Annotated in this window: 25 protein-coding genes and 2 tRNA genes; 4 read left to right on the forward strand and 23 right to left on the reverse strand. The window is 54.8% G+C overall.

Going from position 1 to position 21575, the window contains the following annotated elements:
* The first annotated feature begins 1 nt into the window (after window position 1).
* Entirely contained in the window at window positions 2–409 is a 408-nt protein-coding gene (locus BUB44_RS04775; RefSeq protein ID WP_131821579.1) for a hypothetical protein, read from the forward strand.
* A 90-nt stretch (window positions 410–499) separates the two neighbouring features.
* On the opposite strand, the gene BUB44_RS04780 is transcribed toward BUB44_RS04775, so the two are convergent.
* The 7 genes from BUB44_RS04780 to BUB44_RS15345 all read right to left on the reverse strand — a co-directional run bounded on the left by BUB44_RS04780 (window position 500) and on the right by BUB44_RS15345 (window position 4796).
* Window positions 500–576: transfer RNA gene (locus BUB44_RS04780), tRNA-Arg, on the reverse strand.
* Between the two features lie 96 nt (window positions 577–672).
* On the reverse strand, window positions 673–1602 hold the full coding sequence (locus BUB44_RS04785; protein WP_073163608.1) for a PP-loop family protein: 930 nt from the start codon (window positions 1600–1602) through the stop codon (window positions 673–675).
* 94 nt (window positions 1603–1696) lie between these two features.
* Window positions 1697–1770, reverse strand: a tRNA-Gly gene (locus tag BUB44_RS04790).
* Window positions 1771–1953: 183 nt separating this feature from the next.
* A complete protein-coding gene (locus tag BUB44_RS04795; protein WP_027355720.1) occupies window positions 1954–2157 on the reverse strand; it encodes a hypothetical protein in 204 nt (67 codons plus the stop codon).
* Between the two features lie 320 nt (window positions 2158–2477).
* Window positions 2478–2843 (reverse strand): sigma-54-dependent transcriptional regulator, encoded by a 366-nt coding sequence (locus BUB44_RS04800; protein WP_073163609.1) that lies wholly within the window; start codon window positions 2841–2843, stop codon window positions 2478–2480.
* Window positions 2844–2846: 3 nt separating this feature from the next.
* Window positions 2847–4358 (reverse strand): ATP-binding protein, encoded by a 1512-nt coding sequence (locus BUB44_RS04805; protein WP_073163611.1) that lies wholly within the window; start codon window positions 4356–4358, stop codon window positions 2847–2849.
* 270 nt (window positions 4359–4628) lie between these two features.
* Complete coding sequence (locus BUB44_RS15345; protein ID WP_165611013.1) at window positions 4629–4796, reverse strand: hypothetical protein; 168 nt, start codon at window positions 4794–4796, stop codon at window positions 4629–4631.
* Window positions 4797–4997: 201 nt separating this feature from the next.
* Between BUB44_RS15345 and BUB44_RS04810 the strand changes: the two genes are divergently transcribed.
* Window positions 4998–5303 carry a hypothetical protein gene (locus BUB44_RS04810; RefSeq protein WP_073163687.1) on the forward strand — a complete coding sequence of 102 codons (306 nt, stop codon included), beginning with the start codon at window positions 4998–5000 and terminating at the stop codon, window positions 5301–5303.
* Between the two features lie 46 nt (window positions 5304–5349).
* Here the strand turns inward: BUB44_RS04810 and BUB44_RS04815 are convergent, their stop codons facing one another.
* From BUB44_RS04815 to BUB44_RS04830, 4 genes are all read right to left on the reverse strand, one after another.
* On the reverse strand, window positions 5350–6558 hold the full coding sequence (locus tag BUB44_RS04815) for a sulfite exporter TauE/SafE family protein (RefSeq protein ID WP_073163613.1): 1209 nt from the start codon (window positions 6556–6558) through the stop codon (window positions 5350–5352).
* Window positions 6559–6630: 72 nt separating this feature from the next.
* Entirely contained in the window at window positions 6631–6831 is a 201-nt protein-coding gene (locus tag BUB44_RS04820) for a hypothetical protein (RefSeq protein WP_073163615.1), read from the reverse strand.
* A gap of 162 nt (window positions 6832–6993) precedes the next feature.
* Complete coding sequence (locus BUB44_RS04825; RefSeq protein WP_073163617.1) at window positions 6994–7212, reverse strand: hypothetical protein; 219 nt, start codon at window positions 7210–7212, stop codon at window positions 6994–6996.
* A gap of 638 nt (window positions 7213–7850) precedes the next feature.
* Window positions 7851–8870, reverse strand: coding sequence for an inorganic phosphate transporter (locus BUB44_RS04830; protein ID WP_027355727.1), 1020 nt, complete (start codon window positions 8868–8870; stop codon window positions 7851–7853).
* Window positions 8871–9061: 191 nt separating this feature from the next.
* Here BUB44_RS04830 and BUB44_RS04835 point away from each other — a divergent pair, with 191 nt between their 5' ends.
* A complete protein-coding gene (locus BUB44_RS04835) occupies window positions 9062–9676 on the forward strand; it encodes a DUF47 domain-containing protein (RefSeq protein WP_027355728.1) in 615 nt (204 codons plus the stop codon).
* Between the two features lie 50 nt (window positions 9677–9726).
* On the opposite strand, the gene BUB44_RS04840 is transcribed toward BUB44_RS04835, so the two are convergent.
* The 9 genes from BUB44_RS04840 to BUB44_RS04880 form a co-directional block, all read right to left on the reverse strand.
* Entirely contained in the window at window positions 9727–10194 is a 468-nt protein-coding gene (locus BUB44_RS04840; RefSeq protein WP_073163619.1) for a metallophosphoesterase, read from the reverse strand.
* Window positions 10195–10215: 21 nt separating this feature from the next.
* On the reverse strand, window positions 10216–10821 hold the full coding sequence (locus BUB44_RS04845) for an XTP/dITP diphosphatase (protein WP_073163620.1): 606 nt from the start codon (window positions 10819–10821) through the stop codon (window positions 10216–10218).
* Window positions 10787–11572, reverse strand: coding sequence for a ribonuclease PH (gene rph / locus BUB44_RS04850; RefSeq protein ID WP_073163688.1), 786 nt, complete (start codon window positions 11570–11572; stop codon window positions 10787–10789). The genes BUB44_RS04845 and rph overlap by 35 nt, the downstream gene beginning before the upstream one ends.
* Window positions 11573–11647: 75 nt before the next feature.
* Complete coding sequence (locus BUB44_RS04855) at window positions 11648–12421, reverse strand: MBL fold metallo-hydrolase (protein WP_073163622.1); 774 nt, start codon at window positions 12419–12421, stop codon at window positions 11648–11650.
* A gap of 37 nt (window positions 12422–12458) precedes the next feature.
* Window positions 12459–13232: an acyl-CoA dehydratase activase gene (locus BUB44_RS04860; RefSeq protein ID WP_073163623.1), complete on the reverse strand. Its 774-nt coding sequence runs from the start codon at window positions 13230–13232 to the stop codon at window positions 12459–12461.
* A gap of 13 nt (window positions 13233–13245) precedes the next feature.
* Window positions 13246–14229: a 2-hydroxyacyl-CoA dehydratase family protein gene (locus tag BUB44_RS04865; protein WP_242655851.1), complete on the reverse strand. Its 984-nt coding sequence runs from the start codon at window positions 14227–14229 to the stop codon at window positions 13246–13248.
* A 70-nt stretch (window positions 14230–14299) separates the two neighbouring features.
* Entirely contained in the window at window positions 14300–15106 is an 807-nt protein-coding gene (murI, locus tag BUB44_RS04870; protein ID WP_073163625.1) for a glutamate racemase, read from the reverse strand.
* A gap of 223 nt (window positions 15107–15329) precedes the next feature.
* A complete protein-coding gene (locus BUB44_RS04875; RefSeq protein ID WP_073163627.1) occupies window positions 15330–17099 on the reverse strand; it encodes an N-acetylmuramoyl-L-alanine amidase in 1770 nt (589 codons plus the stop codon).
* A 129-nt stretch (window positions 17100–17228) separates the two neighbouring features.
* A complete protein-coding gene (locus BUB44_RS04880) occupies window positions 17229–17837 on the reverse strand; it encodes a GerMN domain-containing protein (protein WP_073163629.1) in 609 nt (202 codons plus the stop codon).
* Window positions 17838–17967: 130 nt separating this feature from the next.
* Between BUB44_RS04880 and BUB44_RS04885 the strand changes: the two genes are divergently transcribed.
* Window positions 17968–18900: a L,D-transpeptidase family protein gene (locus BUB44_RS04885; RefSeq protein WP_073163631.1), complete on the forward strand. Its 933-nt coding sequence runs from the start codon at window positions 17968–17970 to the stop codon at window positions 18898–18900.
* Window positions 18901–18916: 16 nt separating this feature from the next.
* Here the strand turns inward: BUB44_RS04885 and BUB44_RS04890 are convergent, their stop codons facing one another.
* From BUB44_RS04890 to BUB44_RS04900, 3 genes are read right to left on the reverse strand one after another with little or no spacing between them, the layout of a single operon-like run.
* Window positions 18917–20254, reverse strand: coding sequence for an APC family permease (locus BUB44_RS04890; protein WP_073163632.1), 1338 nt, complete (start codon window positions 20252–20254; stop codon window positions 18917–18919).
* Between the two features lies 1 nt (window position 20255).
* Window positions 20256–20609, reverse strand: a complete 354-nt coding sequence (locus BUB44_RS04895; RefSeq protein WP_027355738.1) for an SCP2 sterol-binding domain-containing protein — start codon at window positions 20607–20609, stop codon at window positions 20256–20258.
* A 19-nt stretch (window positions 20610–20628) separates the two neighbouring features.
* Window positions 20629–21540, reverse strand: a complete 912-nt coding sequence (locus tag BUB44_RS04900; protein WP_073163634.1) for a quinate 5-dehydrogenase — start codon at window positions 21538–21540, stop codon at window positions 20629–20631.
* Window positions 21541–21575 lie beyond the last annotated feature (35 nt).

The raw sequence follows: 21575 nt of genomic DNA on the forward strand, positions 1-21575 counted from the left end.
TATGGACCAACGCATCGGCAACGTGGAGCAGCGCATCGGCAGCCTCGAACAAGGCCAGGAGGAGCTCGCCAGGCGCATGGAACGAATGGAACAGCGCATCAGCAACGTTGAGCAGGGCCAGCAGGAGCTTGTCAAGCGCGTCAGCGGCCTGGAGCAGGGCCAGCAGGAGCTCGCCGGGCGCATGGAACGAATGGAAGCCCTTATCGAAAACGAAATCATCGATAAGATCCGCGCCCTCTTCGATGCCCGCGCAGTTCACATGGATTATTTCGTCAGCATCAGGAACTCCGTGGCCAGAATCGAAGAGAGAGTCGAGCACCTTGCACGAAGACAAGTAGAAACTTTTATCAAGCTGGAAGAGCACGACCGGGAAATCAGGCTCCTGCGCCTGGAAATGTCCGGTCATTGATCCTTTGCTTATTGCGAGACTTAAATGACAGAAACTTAAATGACAAATAAAAGACCGCCTCAGGGTTTAACCTGAAGACGGTCTTTTTTCTGGCGTCCCAGGAGGGATTCGAACCCCCGACCCACGGATTAGAAGTCCGTTGCTCTATCCAGCTGAGCTACTGGGACATGAGCGGGAGCTGCTTACCTGCAGCCCCCTTTTTGATTCCCGGTTAATATTATACAATACTAAGTTTTGGACAGCAACAACCTGTGCAAAGCATTTTACATCTCCTGTACCTGCGGCTGGATCAGGGGGTCGAGCCCGGCCTTCTGCATCAGGCGGCAGAAAAGGCAGGTACCGGCCGTCGTCGGCTGGCCACAGAGGGAGCACTCTTTTAATTCCACGGGAGTATCGGTGAAATTCCTGCGCCCCCTATCCCAGAAACCAAAGAGGAATCTTTGCTTGGTACCGGGCATTTTTTCTTCCAGAGAGTTAATTAATTCTTTATAGGCCAGAGATGTTGCTCCCCTGGCCAGCGGACAGTCATCGGCCAGAAAATCAATCCCCTTCAACCGGCAGTACGTTTCCGTCTCCAGCTCTCCCAGGCGTACCAGCGGCTTAACCTTTGCCGGAAGGCGGGCATGGGTTGAAGGCAGGTGAGGGTACTGGCGGGCCAGATATCCCTCCTGCCAGCCAAATAAATTGCCCAGCAGGGCCGCCGTTTCGTCATCCAGGTTATGCCCCGTAGCCACCACCCGGTAGCCCTTCTGCTGGACCACCAGGTTCATCAGGTACCTTTTTACCGTTCCGCATACAGAGCAGCTCACCCGGCGGGTACGCCGCACAATTTCCCTCATATTGGTGCCGTACATATCTTCCAGCGAAAGGATATACAGCCTGGCTCCCCGGCTGGCAGCAAAATTTTCGCAAATCCGCCGGGAACCCGTGGAATATTCTCCTATACCCAGGTCAACGTGCAACCCGTCGGCATTATATCCCAGGGATAACAGGGCATCCCACAGGGCCATGCTGTCCTTGCCACCGGAAACGGCAACCAGTATTCTTTCATCACTGGAAAACATATTATATTTCTTAATGGCCCTGGCTACCTGTCTCAAAAAGTATTCTATAAAATGCTCTTTACAAAAGGCCGTATTATTCGATTTGAGATCAATTGCCGGCTCCCCTTTGCATTTTATACAACGTCGCATGGTCAACCACCCTCTTTCTTTTACTGATAATGAAAGGGGAGGGACGCGGAGTACCGGCCTGACAACACCCCGAGAACTTCCTCATATCAATAGTTGGAGCGGGTGATGGGAATCGAACCCACGTACCCGGCTTGGAAGGCCGGTGCTCTACCATTGAGCTACACCCGCTCGCACGAGAAAAATATTTTTAGTTGCCGGCAGCAAGTATATTATAGCGAAAACAATCCGTGAAGTCAAAACAATTATCTGGGAAAGGATTAAAAACTTTTCGGTATTTGATAGGATTTTTCCCCTTCAAATTACTGCAGGACAGGCATATTACAAGACGGGCCTGCATAATTGACAGGTCTGCTAGACAGGAGCCTGCTTTTTGCGGCCCTTATTTAAATAAACATCTTCTTCCAGCTTAACAGTTTTTATGGCTTCGTATATTAAAACCGGCTGGCCATTTTCCACCCGCAACCTGACCTCCCCCCACCCAAGCTGCCGGATGAACTTTATCAACTGCACTTCCCGGTTGGTAAAACTTTGCATGGTACCGCCCTCTTTTACCATCTTTCTTACCCCCTGGAGGTTTTCTCCGGCACCCACCAAATTAAATCCCATTAACTGGACCCTGCAATAAAAATTGGAGTCTTGTGCTATAATTCACAAAAACAATACCACAGCACCCCTGCACTGTCAACCAATTCAGCCTGTCTTAATATTTATACTTTTTCATAAAAGACGGCTATAAAAACAACAGGCCGGCCTCCCTTACCAAACCACGGGCAGACCAGCCTATCGTTGTTCGATTCAGCTGACCGTTAACATTTATTCAATTTATTACATTAAGCTTACTTTGCTTTTAAGTATATCAAATCAGCACCATAACGTCAACCATAAACGGAAAGAGCTTTATTAATTGTCTCTTTAAGATTATTTAACTGGAAGGGCTTGGTTACATAACCGCTGGCACCCCGTTGCAGGGCTTCCAGGGCGGTGGGCAAACTGCTTAATGCGGTCATAATGATTACCGGCAGTTCTTTATCCTCCTTCCGGATATGACCCAGGACTTCCAGGCCACTCATCCCCGGCATCCTGATATCCAGAAGAACCAGATCTACTTCTTCTCTGGCCAGTAAACTCAAGCCTTCCGGACCGCTATAAGCTGTGATCACCTCATGCCCTTCATCCTCCAAAGCCTTGCGTAACGCCCAGCACATTCCTTTCTCGTCGTCAATAACCAGAACCCGGGCCATGGATTAACCCTCCTTTTCTCCGTTACTTTTCACCGGCAGGCAAACGGTAAACGCCGTACCCTGGCCGGGACGGCTATCCACCCTGATCGTCCCCCCGTGGATGCGGACAATTTCCTGGCTGATGGCCAGGCCCAGACCGCTACCCTTTGCTTTACGGCTGAAAAAGGGCTGGAAAATATGATCCAGATCCTCGGGAGGAATACCCTCACCCGTATCTTTGAACACTGCGCAAACACCATCATAAGAAGTAAAGGTTTCTATATCCAGGCGGCCACCACCGGGCATGGCCTGCACGGCATTAACGATCAGGTTCAAAAACACCTGCTGCAGTTTATCACCGTTACCTTTAACCGGCGGCAATCCCTCAGCCAGGGATAAATTTAATTCCACGCCGTTCTGGAGGAAATACGTATTGCTGCTGGCGGTAACTTCCGATATTAAATCGTTGAGATTCAGCTCCCTCATACCGCTGCCCGGCCGGCCAAAGTTGAGCAATTCACCAACGAGCCCGTGCAACCGGGAAATTTGTTCTTCAATGATGGACAGTGGCTCTTTCATCTCCTCATTTTTCACCAGGGATGGTTTTATCACCTCCACCGTGGACTGCATAATCCCGATGGGAGCGCGCAACTCATGGGCAATATCGGCAACCAGGCGGCCCAGGGCTGCCAGGTGTTCGGAACGGCGCAGGTGTTCAACCAGCTGCTCCTTTTCCTCCAGGCTCGCCGCCATGTGATTGATGGTGCGGCCAATTTCACCCAGTTCCCCGGGCATTTCCGGAACCCTGGCCGCCAGGTTTTTCTCCAGTTCCCGAACCCCTTTTTTCAACCGGTCCACTCCCCGTATCAGGGACAAAAGGCTGGCCAGGGTAGCCACTACGGCAAAACTGAAAATCCCCAATGTGGCATAACGAAGCAACAAACGCGCCCGGGCACTGCGGGCAAACAGGGGGTGCAGCCGTTCCTCAACCCAGACCACAGCCACTACTTTTCCCTGGACACGCACCGGCACCAGGTACTCCAGAAACTGGTCATCCCAGGTCTGGCCAACCCTGGTAATTGGCTGTCCCCCGGCCAGTACGGCATTAATGCCTTCCTCAGCTTCTTTAAAAATGCGTTCCATCCGCTTTTCAGGCGTTTCCGGCTGGCGGGGCCGGTATTCGTGGAGAAACCCCTGCACCCAAATGCGTTCCTGGCCAGTGATATATAAACCGCAACGGATCCCCGGGTGGCTCCTGACAAGGGGAACAGTCAGGCGGTTAAACTCATCCACCACATAACCGGTTAAATCTATCCGGGGATTGTCTCTACTTTTTTCCAGAACACAGGCCTCCAATTGTTCGCCCAGGTGATCACCAAGCGCACCCAGCCTGTGTTGCATGTCCCTGATCAACTGGTCATCCGTCCGGGAAGCAAAAAGAATGTCGTAGATCATCACCAGCACAGGAACAATCAACAATACGGCCACAATACTAATTACCTGCAGCCTGAAACTCCGGGGCCGGAAACTTACCATCCTGGTACCCCTCCCGACCTATTTATGGCTTGTGAAATAGTTCGCTATCTCCATACACATTCCTCCTCCCGTTCTGAAATATCGCCACTGAGGAGAGGGCTACATTCAAGGGGGAAGCAGGGGAGAGGGGTATCTCCAGGAAAACAAATGGCCGGTAACCCGGTAATATACCGGGTACCGGCCTATGGTTGTTCCATTCGGCCCAATTCCTTAAGACATCAATTGATTATGCGTAAAAGCAGACAAGAAAACTTTTATGCCCGTTAAGTTTCAGTACCAGCCCATAACAGGTCCCAGCAGACGGGATAGCCACACAACTATCAGCGCACCGCTGACGAAAGAACCCATGACGTCAACCAGGTCACTGAGCAACCCAGGGTCGTCCGCCTCTTCAGGAAAATCACGATCAGGCGGATACCCCCACTCCCCCATCCACATGGAGCTCCCCCCGTTACCCCTTTTTATTTTTCAAGGTACATTTTCTTCAATGATAATATACCACCGGCCGGAGGTCAATGGTAATCATAATATTTGAAAGATTAAAAATTTGGATATCCGGCAAATTTTTGTACCCGGCACATAGGGAAATGTGCTTTGATAGCGAATTATTTCACAAATAAGAAAAAGGGGGAATCCACCGTGGTTTTACCCATTCCCAAAATTAAAACACCTCCCTGTCCCGCCTGTGGTTCGAAAAACACCACACGCGGCCGTATCATCAGGCTGGCGGCCGGGTTCGGCCTGGGATTCGGGGGAGCACTATTTTTTTTACTGCTGGGTTACTTTTACCCGTGGATACGCAACCTGATTTTTATCGCCCTGCTTTGCGGCCTGTTTGTTTGCCTTATCCCGCCCCTGGGAAAATTCTGCTGCCTGGATTGTGATGCCTACTGGAACCCGGAAGAACCGGACAAGTTCTGGCGCCCCAAACCCCCGGGCCTTTAAAAAGCAGGGCCCCGGTTTATAAACCGGGGCCCTTTTCCGGGGGAGATCAGCTCTGTGCTTTTAACCTGGCTGCTTCCTGCTCGCGCAGGCGCTTTTCCCTCACCTCCCTGGCCACGCCCAGGTAGAGCTGGATGAGAATGTAGGCGCAGATGCCCGTGGCGGCGGTAAGCATCAGGATGCCCCCCGCCTGGTTCCACAGGTAGTCCCTCGTGTACGCGGTCCACCATTCCGGTTTATTTGCTACCTCCACCATATAATGATATACGGTATCCTTTTTGGCGTATATCGCTGAAATTTGAGCGGCAGTAAGACCTTGATCCGCCAGGAATGCTTCAAACGCCTTTTTATAAACGGCCGCATAACGGGAGGATATTTCCTTCAAAATCACCGAGGCGCAGGCAAAGAAGGTGGCGATGGTGAAAACCAGGCGGATGGTGATGCCGTACACATACTTGGTACAAACAGTACCGAACTGGGCACCAACGCTGGCTCCCAGAAGCATGATCACTGCGGCAACCAGTTCCACACCGCCTTTTAAGCTGTACGTAAAGGCGCCGTAAGCTCCCGAGAACATAACTTCAAACAGGTCGGTACCCACGGCAATTTTCGTCGGCACACCCATCAGGTAAATCAGCGCAGGTACTCGCAGGATACCGCCGCCGACCCCGAGGATACCGGCTACAAAACCGGTGACCACACCCACGAAGAGAATGGCCCACAGGGAGACACGCATCCTGGCAATGGGGCAGTAGAAGGTAGGCCAGATGTTGAGGGTATCCTGGATCCAGCGGGACCAGGCGGTGCCGACGATGTCTTTGACCTGCTTGCCCGCTTCCTTTTCCAGCTTCCTGACCCGCAGGTATTCCGAAAGCATGAAGATGCCAATGGAGGCCAGCAGGATCATGTACAGGTAGCGAACCACGCTTCCGGCAATACCCTTCTGGGTAAGCCAGTAGAGAATCTGAGCGCCGGTTTCAATGCCGGAGAAGGTGCCGATGAGCATTACAAGCGCTATAATTACACTGACGTGGCCAAATTTCCAGTGCCTGAAGGTGGCCACAATGGATTTACCAACCAGGTGGGTCATGTCGGTACCCACGGCATAAATCATGGGGAAACCGAAGATATTCAATGATGGCGTGACCAGCCAGGCGCCGCCGATGCCGAAGAACCCCCCCACCACGCCGACGGTAAAGCCAATCAGCAAAAGCGGCCACCAGGCCATATCCACACCGCTAACAGGCATGTGCATCATATCCCAACACCCCTTTCTCAAAACCATTTATGACCCGCTTATAAATTACGGAATAATTGCCAGCACTGGAGATTATTTTTTGATCACCGCACTTTCATCTTCAAATTCTTTCTTGTAGGAGCCCAGATCCACGCGCAGCAACCTGAAGATACCGTCGGCAATCAGGCCGATGGCCACACCCAGTGCCACCATGGTTCCCACATTCACCACGGCATAAGTGAAGGGTGAGTTTTGGGCCAGCCCGGCAGCCCATTTGAAGTACTCGCCAATCATCATGATTCCCCCTTTCTCAATTTTTGCCTGGCATTTTAGCCAGCCCTGCCCCTACACCTGACCACTAAGCAACCAGAAAAGCCACAGGCCTACGGAAACGGTACAGAAGAGCACGATGAATATCCTGATTAGAAGCTTACCCATGGAATTCACCTCCTTTCCTTACCAGGTGGAAATTTGTATGACAATCTTTTCCAGTTTATTAAATGCCAGGAGCAGTTTATTGACCAGCAGGGTATACTTCTGGGGAGAGAATGCCTTGAGGTAAAGGATGATGGTTAGAACTGAAATGGTAGAAACACCTGCTATATCCACGGCCAGCAGGACCACATCCTCCACCTTTTCCCTTTCCACGGCCACGGGGGAACGCTTATCCGGCATCGGCTTTCTCCCCTTTCGCAAAAATTTTGGGGGAAGAGAAAAAGGCCGGCTTCCCGGGTGTACCAGGAAAACCGGCCTATGGTTGTTCCATTCGGCCTGTTTTTTCTTTGACCCCATGTTACCAAATTCACAATCCCCTGTCAATAACTATTTCGTTATAAAATTGGTTGAAATAAATTTTTTCCGGGCCATTCGACCAGATTATTATATTGACTGCGGCTGCTTCTTTTGATACCATTTAATTGGGGTAATCCGGACGAAATCCCTTTTCAGCCGAATCGAACAACGATAGGCTGGCCACCTGGTTTTGAACCAGGGTAGCCAGCCTTTTTATATGCCCCTTTCCCAAACAACTCCGGGTATAACGTTTGGGAAAAGCCGGCCCGGCTTACGGCATCCGGTAACTCCGTTAAAACCGCCCTGCTCATATAAATTCCCGGGTCAACAGTGTACCCGCCAGCCCCTTTACGGGGCCTCTTTTTTTCTACGCCCGGCGGCTATTCCTCAGTCACAGAATTCTACGTACCCTTCCGTTCCAGCACGATTGCAGACAGGAATGTCCGGGGAGTAAGCGCAAAAAAATATACTGCCGGGGTATGAAGTACCTGTCTCCCAGGCAGCATGAGCATTGCGGCAACTTAAAATACTGATGCCAGCCGGGTGATCCCGGCGTACAGCCCGTAGGATATTCCCGCCAGGACTGCGGTTACCGGCAGCGTCACCACCCAGGCGGCGACTATTTTCTGGGCCGTCCCCCACTTGACCATGGAAAAACGCCTGGCTGCACCCACGCCTATGATTGAGGAAGAGATGACGTGGGTGGTGCTCACCGGCAGTTTCAGCAATGTGGCCCCCAGGATTACCAGGGCCGAGCTCAGGTCGGCGGAAAACCCGCTGCCGGGCTCCAGCTTGATGATGCGCGTTCCCACGGTCCTGATGATCCTCCACCCGCCTACGGATGTTCCCAGGGCCATGGCCAGGGCGGCAGAAAACTTGACCCAGAAAGGTATGCTTAAATCATTTTGAAAACCGCCGGCAACCAGGGCAAAGGTAATGATCCCCATGGTTTTCTGGGCATCGTTGGTCCCGTGGGAGAAAGCCTGAAAGGCGGCAGTAAAGACCTGGAGCATCCGGAAACGCCGGTTAATCCGGTGAGGTATGGCTTTACGGAAAATCAGTTTTATCAATGTCATAACGGTAAAACCAGTAGCCGCAGCAAGGAGGGGAGAGAAAACCAGGGCTTCCAGGATGTTGATGAAACCCTGGAAATTAACTGCCGAAAAGCCGGCAGCGGTAATCACCGCCCCGGTCAGGGAACCAATCAGGGCGTGGGAGGAACTGCTGGGAAGGCCGTAATACCAGGTGATCAGGTTCCAGGCACTGGCTGCTACAAGGGCGGCCAGCACAATAACCAGACCGTTGCTGAGGGAAAAGGGGTCGGCAATTTTACCGCCGATGGTCTTGGCCACGCCGGTAAAGGTCATGGCCCCCACAAAATTCATTACAGAAGCCAGGATGATGGCCGTGCGGGGTCTCAGAGCCTTGGTGGAAATGGAAGTGGCTATGGCGTTGGCCGTATCGTGAAAGCCGTTGATGAAGTCAAAGGTCAGCGCCAGGACGATGATCACGAAAATCAACAGAAGTTCAGGGCTGAACAACCGTTATTTCCCCTTTCTCCGCAGACTGTGGGACAGGTTCCCTCTGTATATTAACACCGAATTTGCAGATTGTTAATAAGCAGGAACAAAATTTTGTCCCTACATGCCGATCCCTCTGGACTTTTCATTGGCTCAAAGTTTAAAATGATCCAGGAAGATATTCAAATACTGATAGCGGAGGCAATTTACCGATGTTTTTAAAACGCAGGCACGATTTCTTTTTTGAAAACTTCCTCCATATTGTTAAAAATATCAAGGAAGCAGCCAGGCTTTTCCGGGAAAATGTAGAGCTTTTGAAGGATACGGAAGCCTACGCGGAAAATATCAAGCTGCTGGAAGACCGGGGTGATGAGTACACCCATGCCATATTCAAGGCCCTGAACCAGACCTTCATCACCCCGCTGGAGCGGGAAGACATCATGCTGCTGACGGTAAAGCTGGATGATGTGCTGGACGGCATGGAAGCCTGTGCCGATCTGCTGGATATATACCGCATCAAAGAACCGGACCCCTATATGTGCCTTTTTGCCCGGATAGTGGAAAACTGTACGGAGGAGATTTATACAGCCGTGCAACTGCTGGTCGACAAAAAGCTCGATGATATACGCCGGCACACCTATAGAATAAACGACCTGGAAAAAGAAGCCGACCAGCTTTACCGGGAAAGCCTGCAGGTCCTTTTCGCGGAAAACGATGACCTGAAAAAAATCATCCAGTTCAAGGAAATTTATGCGACCATGGAATCGATCCTGGACTGCTGTGAAGATGTGGCCAATACCCTGGAAGGCATCATCATGCGCAGCTGAAATCCAGTTGGGAAAAGCCCCCGGCTGTTTAAATGCCGGGGGCAAGCAACTTACAGGAAAGACGAACTGACTTCCCCTCCTTCAATGATCAGGAGGCCGCCTCCCGGGCCGTGTTTTCCCCGGGGGGCATACACGCTGCCCGGATTGAAAAACAAAATGCCCTCGTGTACCTGGCAGTAACGGTCGTGGGTATGCCCAAAAACCACCACGTCCACCCGCAGTTCCAGGGCCCGGTATAAAAGTTTCTGCAGAGAAAAGTGCACCTGGTAAAGATGCCCGTGGGTGAGGAACACCTTTTTCCCCTCCAGGACCAGCACCTCTTCTTCCGGGCCGTTCCTTTCCCAATCGCAATTACCGGCCACAGCATGAACGGGCACGTTCAATATCTCCGCCAGCAGCCGGCCATCGCGGTAAAAATCCCCGGCGTGAAGCACTAAATCCGGCGACTTTATTTTATTCAGTATTTTGACGGCCGTTTCCAGCCTGCCGTGAGTATCGCTGATCACACCAGCGCGCATGGATAACCCCCGCTTTCCGACTCAACCCTCCAGCTCATACCGCAGGCCTGCCAGGATTTCCCTCATCAGGGCCAGGGCGCGCCCCCGGTGACTGATCCTGTTCTTTACCTCCGGCTCCAGCTCGGCAAAGGTCTTCCCGCAGGAGGGTACGTAAAAAAGGGGATCGTAACCGAAACCACCTTCACCCCGGGGCTCCTCCGCGATTATTCCCTCACACGTTCCTTCCGTGGTCAAAACCTTCCCTTCCGGCGTGGCCACGGCCACCACACAGCGAAAGCGTGCGGTACGTTTTTCGGGTGGAACACCGGCTAAAAGCCTCAAGAGCTTTTCATTGTTGGCCCGGTCGTCGTGTCCTTCACCGGCAAAGCGAGCCGAGCGCACCCCCGGCGCCCCCCCCAGGTAGTCCACCTCCAGCCCGGAATCGTCGGCCAGGGCCAGCTGGCCGGTATGGCGGGCCACCGCAGTGGCTTTTTTCACCGCGTTATCTCTAAATGTAGCCCCGTCCTCCACCACTTCCGGCACACCGGGGAAGTGCTCCAGGGACAGAACTTCATAACCCAGCGGCGAGAGGAGCTGGCTTAACTCCCTTACCTTACCTGGATTGCGGGTAGCCAGTACCAGTTTCATCGCTCAGAACTCCTTTGGGACCAATCTGGGCTACCAGGTCAGGGCCCAGGACTTCTTTTTGATATTCCACCAGCAGCCGGATGCCTTCTGCTGCCAGGTCCAGCATCCGGTCCAGTTCCTCCCGGGTAAAGGAAGCTTCCTCCCCGGTACCCTGCACTTCCACCAGGCGGCCATCACCGGTCATAACCACGTTCATATCCACTTCCGCAGCCGAGTCTTCGGCAAAACACAGGTCCAGGACCAGCTCCCCGTTTACCCGGCCCACACTGATAGCAGCTACAAAGTCCTTCACCGGTAAGCAAGGGAGCAGCCCCTCCCCCACCAGGTGGGCCAGGGCATCCACCAGGGCCACAAAGGATCCGGTAATGGATGCGGTACGGGTACCGCCGTCAGCCTGGATAACATCACAGTCCAGGATCACGGTTCGCTCCCCGAGAACGGATAAATCCACCACCGAGCGCAGGGAGCGGCCAATGAGCCGCTGGATTTCCTGGGTACGTCCCTTGTTCCGGTTCAGGTCGCGGGGGGTACGTACACCCGTGGCCCGGGGCAGCATGCCGTACTCGGCGGTTACCCAGCCCGTACCCGTGCCCTGCCGGAATGGGGGCACCCTCTCTTCTACCGTGGCCGTACAGATAACCCGGGTATCGCCCACCTCCACCAGGACCGAACCCTCGGCATATTTATTATAGTTTCGGGTAATTTTCACCGGCCTCATTTGACCGGGCTTTCTTCCGTCCACCCTTTCCATAAATTCACGCTCCCGTTCTATTATTTTTGCCGCGCCGTTGCACAGCCCGCATGCCATAGTATGCCCTGACCGCCATCAATACAGAAAATATGTATCCCCCTCAACAGCCAGCTCGACCTTTCCGCCAAAACCGGCTTCAGCTTCGGCCCTTATCCGGGCGAGATCGTATTCGGGATAAAAATGGGTGAGGATCAGCTCCTTAACCCTGGCCTGCCGGGCCAGGGTTCCCGCCTGGCGGGCGGTCATATGCCGGTCGTGCAGGAATTCGGCATCCTTGTCCAGGCCCGAAGCTTCACACAGGAAAATGCCCGCCTCCTCGGCCAGGGCCGCCAGTTCCCCGGTGGGGGCGCTGTCCCCGGAATAGACAAAATAGCCCGATCCCTCCACCCCCACCGAATAGGCGGGCAGGTTGTGACGGGCCGGCAGGAAGAAAAGCCTTACCGGTCCCACCGTCCCGCAGCGCACCTTTACTCCCGGCGGCACTTCTTCCTCCGGCAGGGACTCGATGGAAACCACATCGAAGGCGTCGGTACAGGCAGAAAGTTCCTCGAAAATATGTACCGGTTCCGGGGGCAGGAAAAGCTGCACTTTACGCCAGCGGAGTTTTTCCCGCAGGCCGGCAGCGGTGGCATGGCGCAGGCAGTGCAGGTCTACATAGTGATCGGGATGCAGGTGGGTAATCACCGCCGCCCGCAGGTCACAATGATGTATGAACTGCACCAGCCGGCTGAACGTGCCGTGGCCGGCATCCAGCAGGATATTACCTCCACCATCCTGCAGGAGGTAACCGGAACAGGCCCCCCCTGCAGCCGGGTAGGGAGCCCAGCAACCCAGTACGGTAATGCGCATGATAATACCTCCCCTCTCTCCTGTAAGGTCACGGCAATCAATCCGGACTTCTCAACCGTGCTTCCACGCAGCAGCCCACGGCCCCGGTATACTGGGGATTTTCGGGAACCATCACCTGCACCCCCAGCTCCCGGGCCAGGATCTTTCGCAAGGCGGTGTTCCGGGCCACGCCGCCGGTAAACACCAGGATCTCGCTGTAAAGCCGCTGCAGCATGGGGCGGATGCGCTTGAAAATGGTATAATTCACCCCGGCAGCCAGGGAGGAAATGGGGTGACCCTCCACCACCTTGCCAATCAGCTCCGTCTCCCCAAATATGGCGCAGGTGGAACTGAGATCCACGGGGTTTTCGTAATAACGGCTGAGCTCATCCAGGGTGATGTTGAGCACGGCCGCCATATTTTCCAGGTAACGCCCGGTACTGGCGGCGCATTTATCGTTGGTCTGAAAGTCCACCAGCCGCCCGCCCCGCACCAGGGCCACCTTGCTGTCCTGCCCCCCCAGGTCCAGCAGGGTGAAGTCGGACAGCCCGGTAAAATGAATCGCCCCCAGAACGTGGGCCTTAATTTCGGGAATCGTCCTGGCGCCTTTGAGGGCCACGGTCTGGCGGCCATAACCGGTGCTGACCACCACCCGGGGCCGGGTTGAAGGGGGTAGAAGGGCGGACAGATCCACCGCCAGCTGGCCGTCTTCCAGCCGGCCGTGTTCCCGGTAAAAAGTGATGGTATCAAATTTAAAAAATTTCAGCTCCTCCCGGGAATCCATGAGGGCGATTTTCACATTGCGGCTACCCAGGTCAACACCACAGTACAAGAAACACACCTCTTTATCGCAGCATCTCAATAAAGGAATCCAGGCGCATGCGGGTGCGGGCGTCCAGGCGGTTGGGCTTGTCCCCTTCCAGGGTAAGGATGGGCAGGTTGAGCTTTTGCCTGACAATGAGGTCCTCAATCTGGCGGAAGCAGAAACTCTGGGCGTAATGAATGACACCCTGTACGTTGCGTTTTTTTACTTCCCGGGTGATATCTTCCAGGCGGTAAAAAATGCCGTAGGGGTAACTGTACAGGCGGTAGCGCTCCACCAGGTCTTCCGTGGCAAAGGGCAGTGTGAACTGGCGCTGGGTTTCATTATAAACCACCCGGGCACCCCGTTCTTCCAGGTAGTCGTAAAGATCATCCATAATCGGCGGCACACCAATGTAGGCCAGGCGGATTTCTTCCCGCCGGGGCCCGGCCTCCTTCAGCCGGTGCAGGAACTCATCTACTTCCCGCTCAAAAGCATCGGGATCCCCTTTAAAGTCGCTGCAGTTTACCTGATAAAGATGATTATCCCACCCGCCAACCAGGTTCTCCTGCCAGGTCAGGCGGTCAATCTCCCAAACTTTACGCCGGATACGATCCAGCCGCTCCCGGGCCCGGTTAACCGCGGCCCAGTCCACCCCGAAGCGGTCCATAAGCTTTTCAATCTGGAGGGTTAAAAGATCCCGGTCCCGGTCAAAGGGGTAGGCAAAGGGAATCACCTCCACCCCGGCCAGCTCCAGGGTCTCCATAAGGGCGTGGGTATTGCTGCAGTCCCCCTGGGTCACTGCCACCAGGGTACGGATATCCCCCTGGCGCAGGACCGTGCTGTAAATTCCTTTTATCCAGGCGCAGACATTGCGGGGATAACCGGCCAGCTCCGCCTCCTCCACCAGCTCCCCGGGATTGGGGCCGGTAATGAATATGTTGTTCAAATCCACCGGTATGCAGCCTGCCGCGTATATAACTTCCACGGGTACGGTGGTGGTAATACCCACCCGGCGGGATTTCAATCCAGCTCCCCTCCCCTCCGACCTGCTGCCAGGGCAGGTCATCAGATGACTAAATTTAAATGTTTTACCCTCAATCAAGTATTACCTGCTCCACCGGGGGAATTTCAACCCCCAGAAAACAGCAGGCTGTTTCTTTAAAGGAAATGGGATCACCGCTGACAAAATAGCGGTGCCGCACCTGGAGGCCTCCGGGATTATTTAACAAACCAAGGCGGGACATTTCTTCCCGTGCAGCCAGGGTGGTTGCTTCCGCGGGGTCAACCAGCATAACCCCGGGGCCGAGCGCCTCCCGGAATTCGGCTTCCAGAAACGGGTAGTGGGTACAACCCAGAATAAGGGTGTCAATGCCGGCCTTTTTTAAGGGCTGTACATATTCGGATACCACCTCGAAGGCCTCCCTGGTACCGGCCCGGCCCGCCTCCACCAGGGGTACCAGGCGAGGGGCAGCCTGGCTGAACACCGCCAGGCCGGGATTTATGGCTCTCAATGCCCGCTGGTAAGCGCCGCTTTTGATGGTGGCTTCCGTGGCAATGATCCCGATGCGCCCCCCGGTACTTACCCGCACTGCTTCCCTTGCTCCCGGCTCGATCAACCCTATCATGGGCAGGGCAAAGCGCTCCCTGACCACGGGCAGGGATACGGAAGAGTTGGTATTGCAGGCGAAAATGACATATTTTACCTCGCAGGAAATTAAAAAGTTGAGAATGCGTTCGGCAAAACCGATCAGCTCTTCCGGCTTACGGGGACCATAGGGTACATGGGCGCTATCCCCAAAATAAACGGTGGATTCGGCGGGCATGTGGCGAAAAACCTGCTGCAAGACGGTTAGCCCTCCCACCCCCGAATCAAATAGACCGATGGGCCTGGTATTGCTCAATTTCTAACTCTCTCCTTTAAAAATTATGTTCAGGATAGGATCATCTTAATATTTATTCAGCAACTTATGCTTTTTAACCGGTATTTGTCGGCGTTCGTCCACGTCGCTTCGAGCTGCGGTTTTAACCCTTCTCCTTTTTCCTGCTAAAAAAGACAGGCCCGCGAAGGACCTGTATCATCATAACACAGATTTTTTCTTCTGGAAAGTAACTTATTACCGCATCCTACCCCCAGCGCTGGTGAAGATAATCGGCAATGCCCTGAACTATACCCTGAGCTGCCTCTTCTATAAACCAGTCCTGGGTTAGTAAAGCAGCTTCACCGGGGTTGCTTATGTAAGCCACTTCCACCAGCACTGCGGGCATGGTTGAAGTACGCAGGACGGCAAAATTGGCCTCCAGAACACCATCATTTTCCAGCCCGAGCCTCTTAACCAGCTGGGCCTGGATATACCCGGCCAGCTTGCGGCTTTCCTCCCGGCGGCCGGGATCCCCTCCCCCGGCCGGGCTGAGAATGTAGGTAGCCGTACCCTGGACAGAAGGATTGACGTTGGCATTGATGTGGATGCTGACAAATATTTCAGCCCCTGCCCGGTTGGCCATGTCCGCGCGCTCATACAGGCCCACTTCATAATCGCCATCGCGGGTCAGCAGGGGGCGGGCTCCCTGCTCCGAGAGCAAGCTGGCCACCCTCCGGGCTATGCGCAGGGTTATATCCTTTTCCCGCAGGCCGTTACCCAGGGCACCGGGGTCCGGCCCACCGTGGCCGGGGTCAATGGCGATGACCACATCCTGCAGAATATCTCCTGAAGAGGGGATATAAATTTCCATGACCAGCGTTTTCCCATCTGCCGACAGGCTGGACCGGTAGCGCACGGGCCCGTTCAGGTCAAAGACCAGCCGGGTGACATCGGGATCCCTGCTGAACCAGCCCACGCGCAATTTATTTACTGCTTCTGTGCCCACTGCGGTCTCCAGCGGTATATTACCCGGCCGCACACCTGTTAGATCCACCACCAGGCGTTCCGGGGAGGACAACCTGAAAATATTGCAGGTCATCGCCCCTTCAGCTGTAATTTCAACCCTGGTGACATCGCCGGCCGGATCAACATCAATGCTGCTCAAAGCAGGACCCTGTTCCTGCTCCTGCGGCTGCTGGCTGCCATCTTCCCCGCCTGCACCGCCGTCATCTCCCGGCTGGGGCCTCCCTTCCGGCATCCCCCGGGAAGTATCATCCCCGGGCGCACCGGGAACAGGGCTATCCCCCGAACCGGCAGGCGGGCCTTCCTCCCGCACATACCAGGCCACAATCCAGCCTGTCCCACCTCCGGGCAATTGTACCTTGTACCAGTCGGGGACTTTCCCCAGCACCGTCAGGCGGTCCCCGCTGTTAACCTGGGCCAGCACTTCATACTGCAATCCGGGACCGCTGCGGACGTTAACCAGGTTGCCCTGGACAACCACCTGGCCCAGGGCACCGGTGTCACCGGAACCGTTTTCAGCAGGTACAGCGGGCTGGACCAGCACGGTGCGCGCAGGCGCATTCCACTCCACCCTGTAGCCCAGGGCCTCGGCAACATGGCGGGCGGGCAGGTAACTGCGCCCATTCTCAATCACCGGCGGCACGTCCATATCCATTGCCTGGCCGTTCACCAGCATGATCTTGCTGCCCACCGTAAGGCCCACCTGTACACCGTTTCTGGCCAGCAGAACGCTCTTTGTGCCGTTGTTCCACTGGATATCCCTATCACTTACGCCCAGGGCCAGGGCCAGGTAACGCAGGGGTACATAAGTACGCCCCTGGCTTATAAAAGGCGAAGCATCCATGCTAAAAGCGTTTTCATCTACGAAATAGCTTTTTTCTCCCACTTTAAAAACTATTTTCTGCACCCCGGCGGCCTGGGAGCTACCCGGCCCGGAAAAGAATAACAACCCCGCCGCCAGGCAGGCAGCCGCACCGGTAGTTAACAAGCGATAGAATTTTCCCTTCTTCATCCTCCCAACTCCAGCAATTATTCAACATGATTAGACATACCGGTTAGAGGATTCTACATTAAAGCTGGAAATCCTGCCAGAGAAAAATCAAAAAAAGAACCAGCTTCCTGCACTGGTTCTTTTTTGCTATTAGTTCGTTTCATTGTGAGCCCGTATCAGGCTGGCATCCCTTTTCAGGGGCCCGCTGATATCCAGGTGCCCGGCCAGTGTCTCCAGGGGCCTCCCCTCCACCAGGATCTGCACCTGCTGGACGCTGGGAAACTGGGTCAGGGTATTGACAATGGAGTAAACGGTAAGCAATTCCGCCGAAGAACCGCCCCGGTGCTTCTCTTTTAACTCCCGGCTGAAGTCCACAATGGCCAGCCCGTCCCTGATATTAATATCCTTTACCCTTGTTCCCGGGGGAATGGTGGGATTGAGTCCGCTACCGGAAGCAGGACCCCGGCAGAGTTCCTGCAATGTTGCCCGGGCAATAGCCTTCGTTACGGGGATTTCCCTCCTCTCGACCACCAGGTAACCCTGGTTATCGCCAAAATAAAGGACCACCGGAACCGTCCTCACCGCTTCCTCCGTTCCGGCCCCGTTACCGGCTTCTGAAACCTGCCCGCCATCCTGCTCCCGGGAACTTTCCTGCCGGCCGGGACCCTGCCCATCCCCCTGCACCGCACAGCCCAGTAAAATCAATCCCGCGATCACAATTATCAGATAACAAAACCGCCAGACCGGCTTTCCTTTCATAAACCCTGTTCACCCCCGTCTTTTATAACATTATACACCATATTTACCATTATATGATATATGGTGCGCATAAAAAAAATACGGGGGTAAATAATTATGGTTAAGCCTTTTGCACAGGAGTGAACAGAGCATGGGAAAAAAAATATATTTCCTCCTGACCTTACTGGTCTTATTCTTCTGTGGGGCAACACCTGCCAGCGGCTACACCGGAAGTTCCGGGCAGTGCTGCCAGGATACGGAACAGGTTCTCAGGATAGGAGCTCCCTCAAGGGCATCGGAAGATGTATATCACCTGCAACAATTGTTGAACCGGCTGGGATACTATCACGGGCCGGTCGACGGCATCTACGGTCCGGCCACGGCCGGGGCTGTTAAACTATTCCAGATAGACCGCCACCTGCTCCCCGACGGGGTGGTGGGACCGGCTACCTGGAACGCCATCGGTCAAACCGCCACCAGGCCGGCCGCCAGCCAGCAGGCCCCACCCCCGGCAAAAGACGTCCGCATTCTCATCGATACCACCCGGCGCACCCTGACGGTATTCTTTGACGGCCAGCCCTACCGCCAGTATCCCGTAGCTGTGGGCAAATTCGAAACTCCCACCCCCCTGGGCAATTTCCGGGTTGTACGTAAAGCTATGCACTGGGGGACCGGCTTTGGCTCCCGCTGGCTGGGCTTGAACGTTCCCTGGGGGCTGTACGGGATCCACGGGACCAACAAGCCGTGGTCCATCGGCAGTTACGCCAGCCACGGGTGCATCCGCATGCACAACCGGGACGTGGAGGAAATATACCCCTGGATTCCCGTGGGGGCACAGGTAACCATCACCGGCAACCCTTTTACTTACCGGGAACCGCCCTTCCGGGATCTGCGCCGTGATTTTTGCGGCTCGGATGTGATGGAGGTCCAGCGAACGCTGGCCCGGCTGGGGCTGTTCAAAGGCAAAATCGACGGTACCTGGCGCTGGGACATGGAAGAAAGCGTTTACCGCTTCCGGGCGCTGCATAATCTTTCCCGGGATAACGTGATCGATAAACCGGCTTACCGGGCGCTGGGATTTTAACTATCTTTACATAATGCTATGATTTCTCGCACCCGGCCTCAGCGGTCCCCGCTACCGGCCGGCGGCGGGATGGCCGGCGGGGCTGATACCTGCTTTTTAAAACCGGTACCACCCGGTAAACATACCACCACATGATGGCAAAGCCAGCCACCAGGCACGGGAGCACATAAAGGTCCGTGAGCATCACCGCTACGGCCAGTCCGGCAAAAACCAGGGCCGTAATTACAGGGACAAATATTCCTCCGGTCCTCCGGTCCTTCTGTCTTAAACGGATTACCGCCAGGCCTGCCAGAGCGTAAACTATTGCTTCTATGGCTGCCGCCAGATTTACCAGCACCAGATAGCGGTGGGTAACCAGAACCACCAGGGAAATGATCACCCCGGTGGCAAAAACAGTGAGGATGGCCACCCAGGGAGTGAAAAAGCGCATGCTCAGGCGGGAAAAAACGGGTGGCAGCACATACTCCCGGGCAGAAGCGTATACAAAGCGGGAAACGCTGATCAGACCGGCGTTGAAAGTGGTAATAGAGGCGGCAAGGCTCAAGATCACCATCCAGATCACTCCCGCAGGGCCCAGAACGTTACGGGCAAAAACCACCTGCGGGGCGGGTGAAGCAACCAGCGCTTGCCTGGGGGTGGTGGCGGTCATGGCCACGGTAAAGAGGGCATAGACCACGCTCAACAGCCCTACGGCCAGCAGCATACCCCGGGAAACCTGGCGGCTGTGGGTAACCTCTTCGGCCAGCGGCGTTACCCACTCAAAACCCACAAAGAGAAAAACCCCCACCGCTACGGCACTGATGAAGGCCGGAAGGCCGCCCGTAGCAAAAGGTCCGGTGAGGTGGAAGTTGACTTTGGACAGGGCCATAAAACCCAGCACCAGCAGGGAACCCATAAGCCCGCAGGTAATCAGTTCCTGAAACGTGCCCGCAATCTTAACCCCCCGGATATTCATGGCCGTGACCACCATAAACATGACCAGGATCCAGGCCAGCGGGGGCACGGCAGGGAAGGCCGCGTTAAGGACAAACGCCAGCACATAACTCTCGGCCCCCACCACGCCCATTACCACGGTCATGTAGAGCAGGGAAATGGTCAGGGCCAGGCGGTCGTTAAAGGCCCGGGAGAAGTACAGGCGGATACCGGCGGCGGAGGGAAGGCGTGCGTTCAGCTCCGAAAAGCAGCAGGCAGCCCCCAGGCATAAAAAACCGGCCGTAAGGATGGCCAGCCAGGCGGCATCGCCGGCCAGGAAACTGGCCACCTGTACGGCAGCAACAAAAGAGGAACTGGCCAGGGTGAGGCCAGCGCTGGTCGCAATCACGGTACGCAGGGTGAGCACCCGTTTTAAAGCCATTTTACTCACCCCAGATCATCAGGGAGATAAAATCAAGGCGCACAATATCATCTTCCGATCCGATAATTTTCAGCGTACCGTTCATATAAGGTTCGGTGGGGGTAATATCACCGTAAAAAAGATCCGCCAGGGTTTCGCTGTCAGAAATTACCGTAAGATCGGCCCGGGGGGGCGCCCCTTCCCGCACCGACAGCTCTCCGTTGCGCAGTTCCAGGGTATGCTGGGAGGGAATGTCGCTGGCCTGCACCAGGACCACCCGATCCCAATCCCGGTTCATAATTTTTAAACGCTCGTTCTTGTTGTACCCCTCCTGAAAAGCCAGGAGGCTGGCAGTGATTTCCTCGTGAGTGGCCAAAGATGCTTACCTCCAGAAATCAACGTAATGGCAGCACCCGGGGCTTGAAATCCAGGCGCCGCAGGAGATCCAGGTAATCCCGGGGGGTGATTTCTTCCACGGGCTTTTGCAACAGGGCCACCAGCACCGCCTCCATGACATTGGTACCAAAGGAGCGCCCCTCAAATTCAGGGGTGGTGGTCACCAGGCACCCCGCTCCCTTTTCCCTTAAAAAGGTCACATCATCAGCAGTGGTGGTATTGGTAATAATAGTCTGCCCGTTAAGCCGGGGCATATATCGGCGGACGAGGTGATAATCCCCCGCGATGACCTGAGCTTCCTGGTAATAATGACCAAATTTTTTGATCTTCTCCTCGTCCTGGGTTTCCTGCTTCTTCCCGGTGGGGTAAAGCATGTGGAAGGGCAACCTGGTCATTTCCGGCAACAGTTTGGCTGCCAGCTCTTCCAGCTCGCTGACCGTATGGATAGGGTAGGGAATGCCCGCGGCAAAAATAAGATCTCCAAAGGTTACCTCACAACCCACCCCGGCAAAGGCCTCAGCCATCCCAAAACGATCCACCGCACTGACCATCAAAACCCTGGTGCCGGGTGAAAGCAGGTCGGTATGCTCCCGCAGGTAATAAACCGTCTCCCTTTCCAGGGTATTTTTCAAACCGCTGCCGTCCACCACCGGGGTTTTCCGGACGGCATCCATAAGTTTTTTCCCATCCTGAATCACATAGCGCGTCTTACCGGCATATAAATAGACGTCAATCCCGCCCAGCCCGATGGCATCCACCTTTCCATCCAGTTCCTTTAACAGCTGGACGGCCCGCTCGAAATCACCGTCGGTACCCCGGCGGCTGATTTCAAAGCGCTCCCCCATTAGCTCCACTTCCACCCGGTGATCCCGCCGCGATGAACCCAGGCTGACGCTGACTACCCGTTTCAAAAAAAGACCTCCATTTCCAGATAACAAATACCTGA

Source organism: Desulfofundulus australicus DSM 11792, from assembly GCF_900129285.1.
GTDB lineage: Bacteria > Bacillota > Desulfotomaculia > Desulfotomaculales > Desulfovirgulaceae > Desulfofundulus > Desulfofundulus australicus.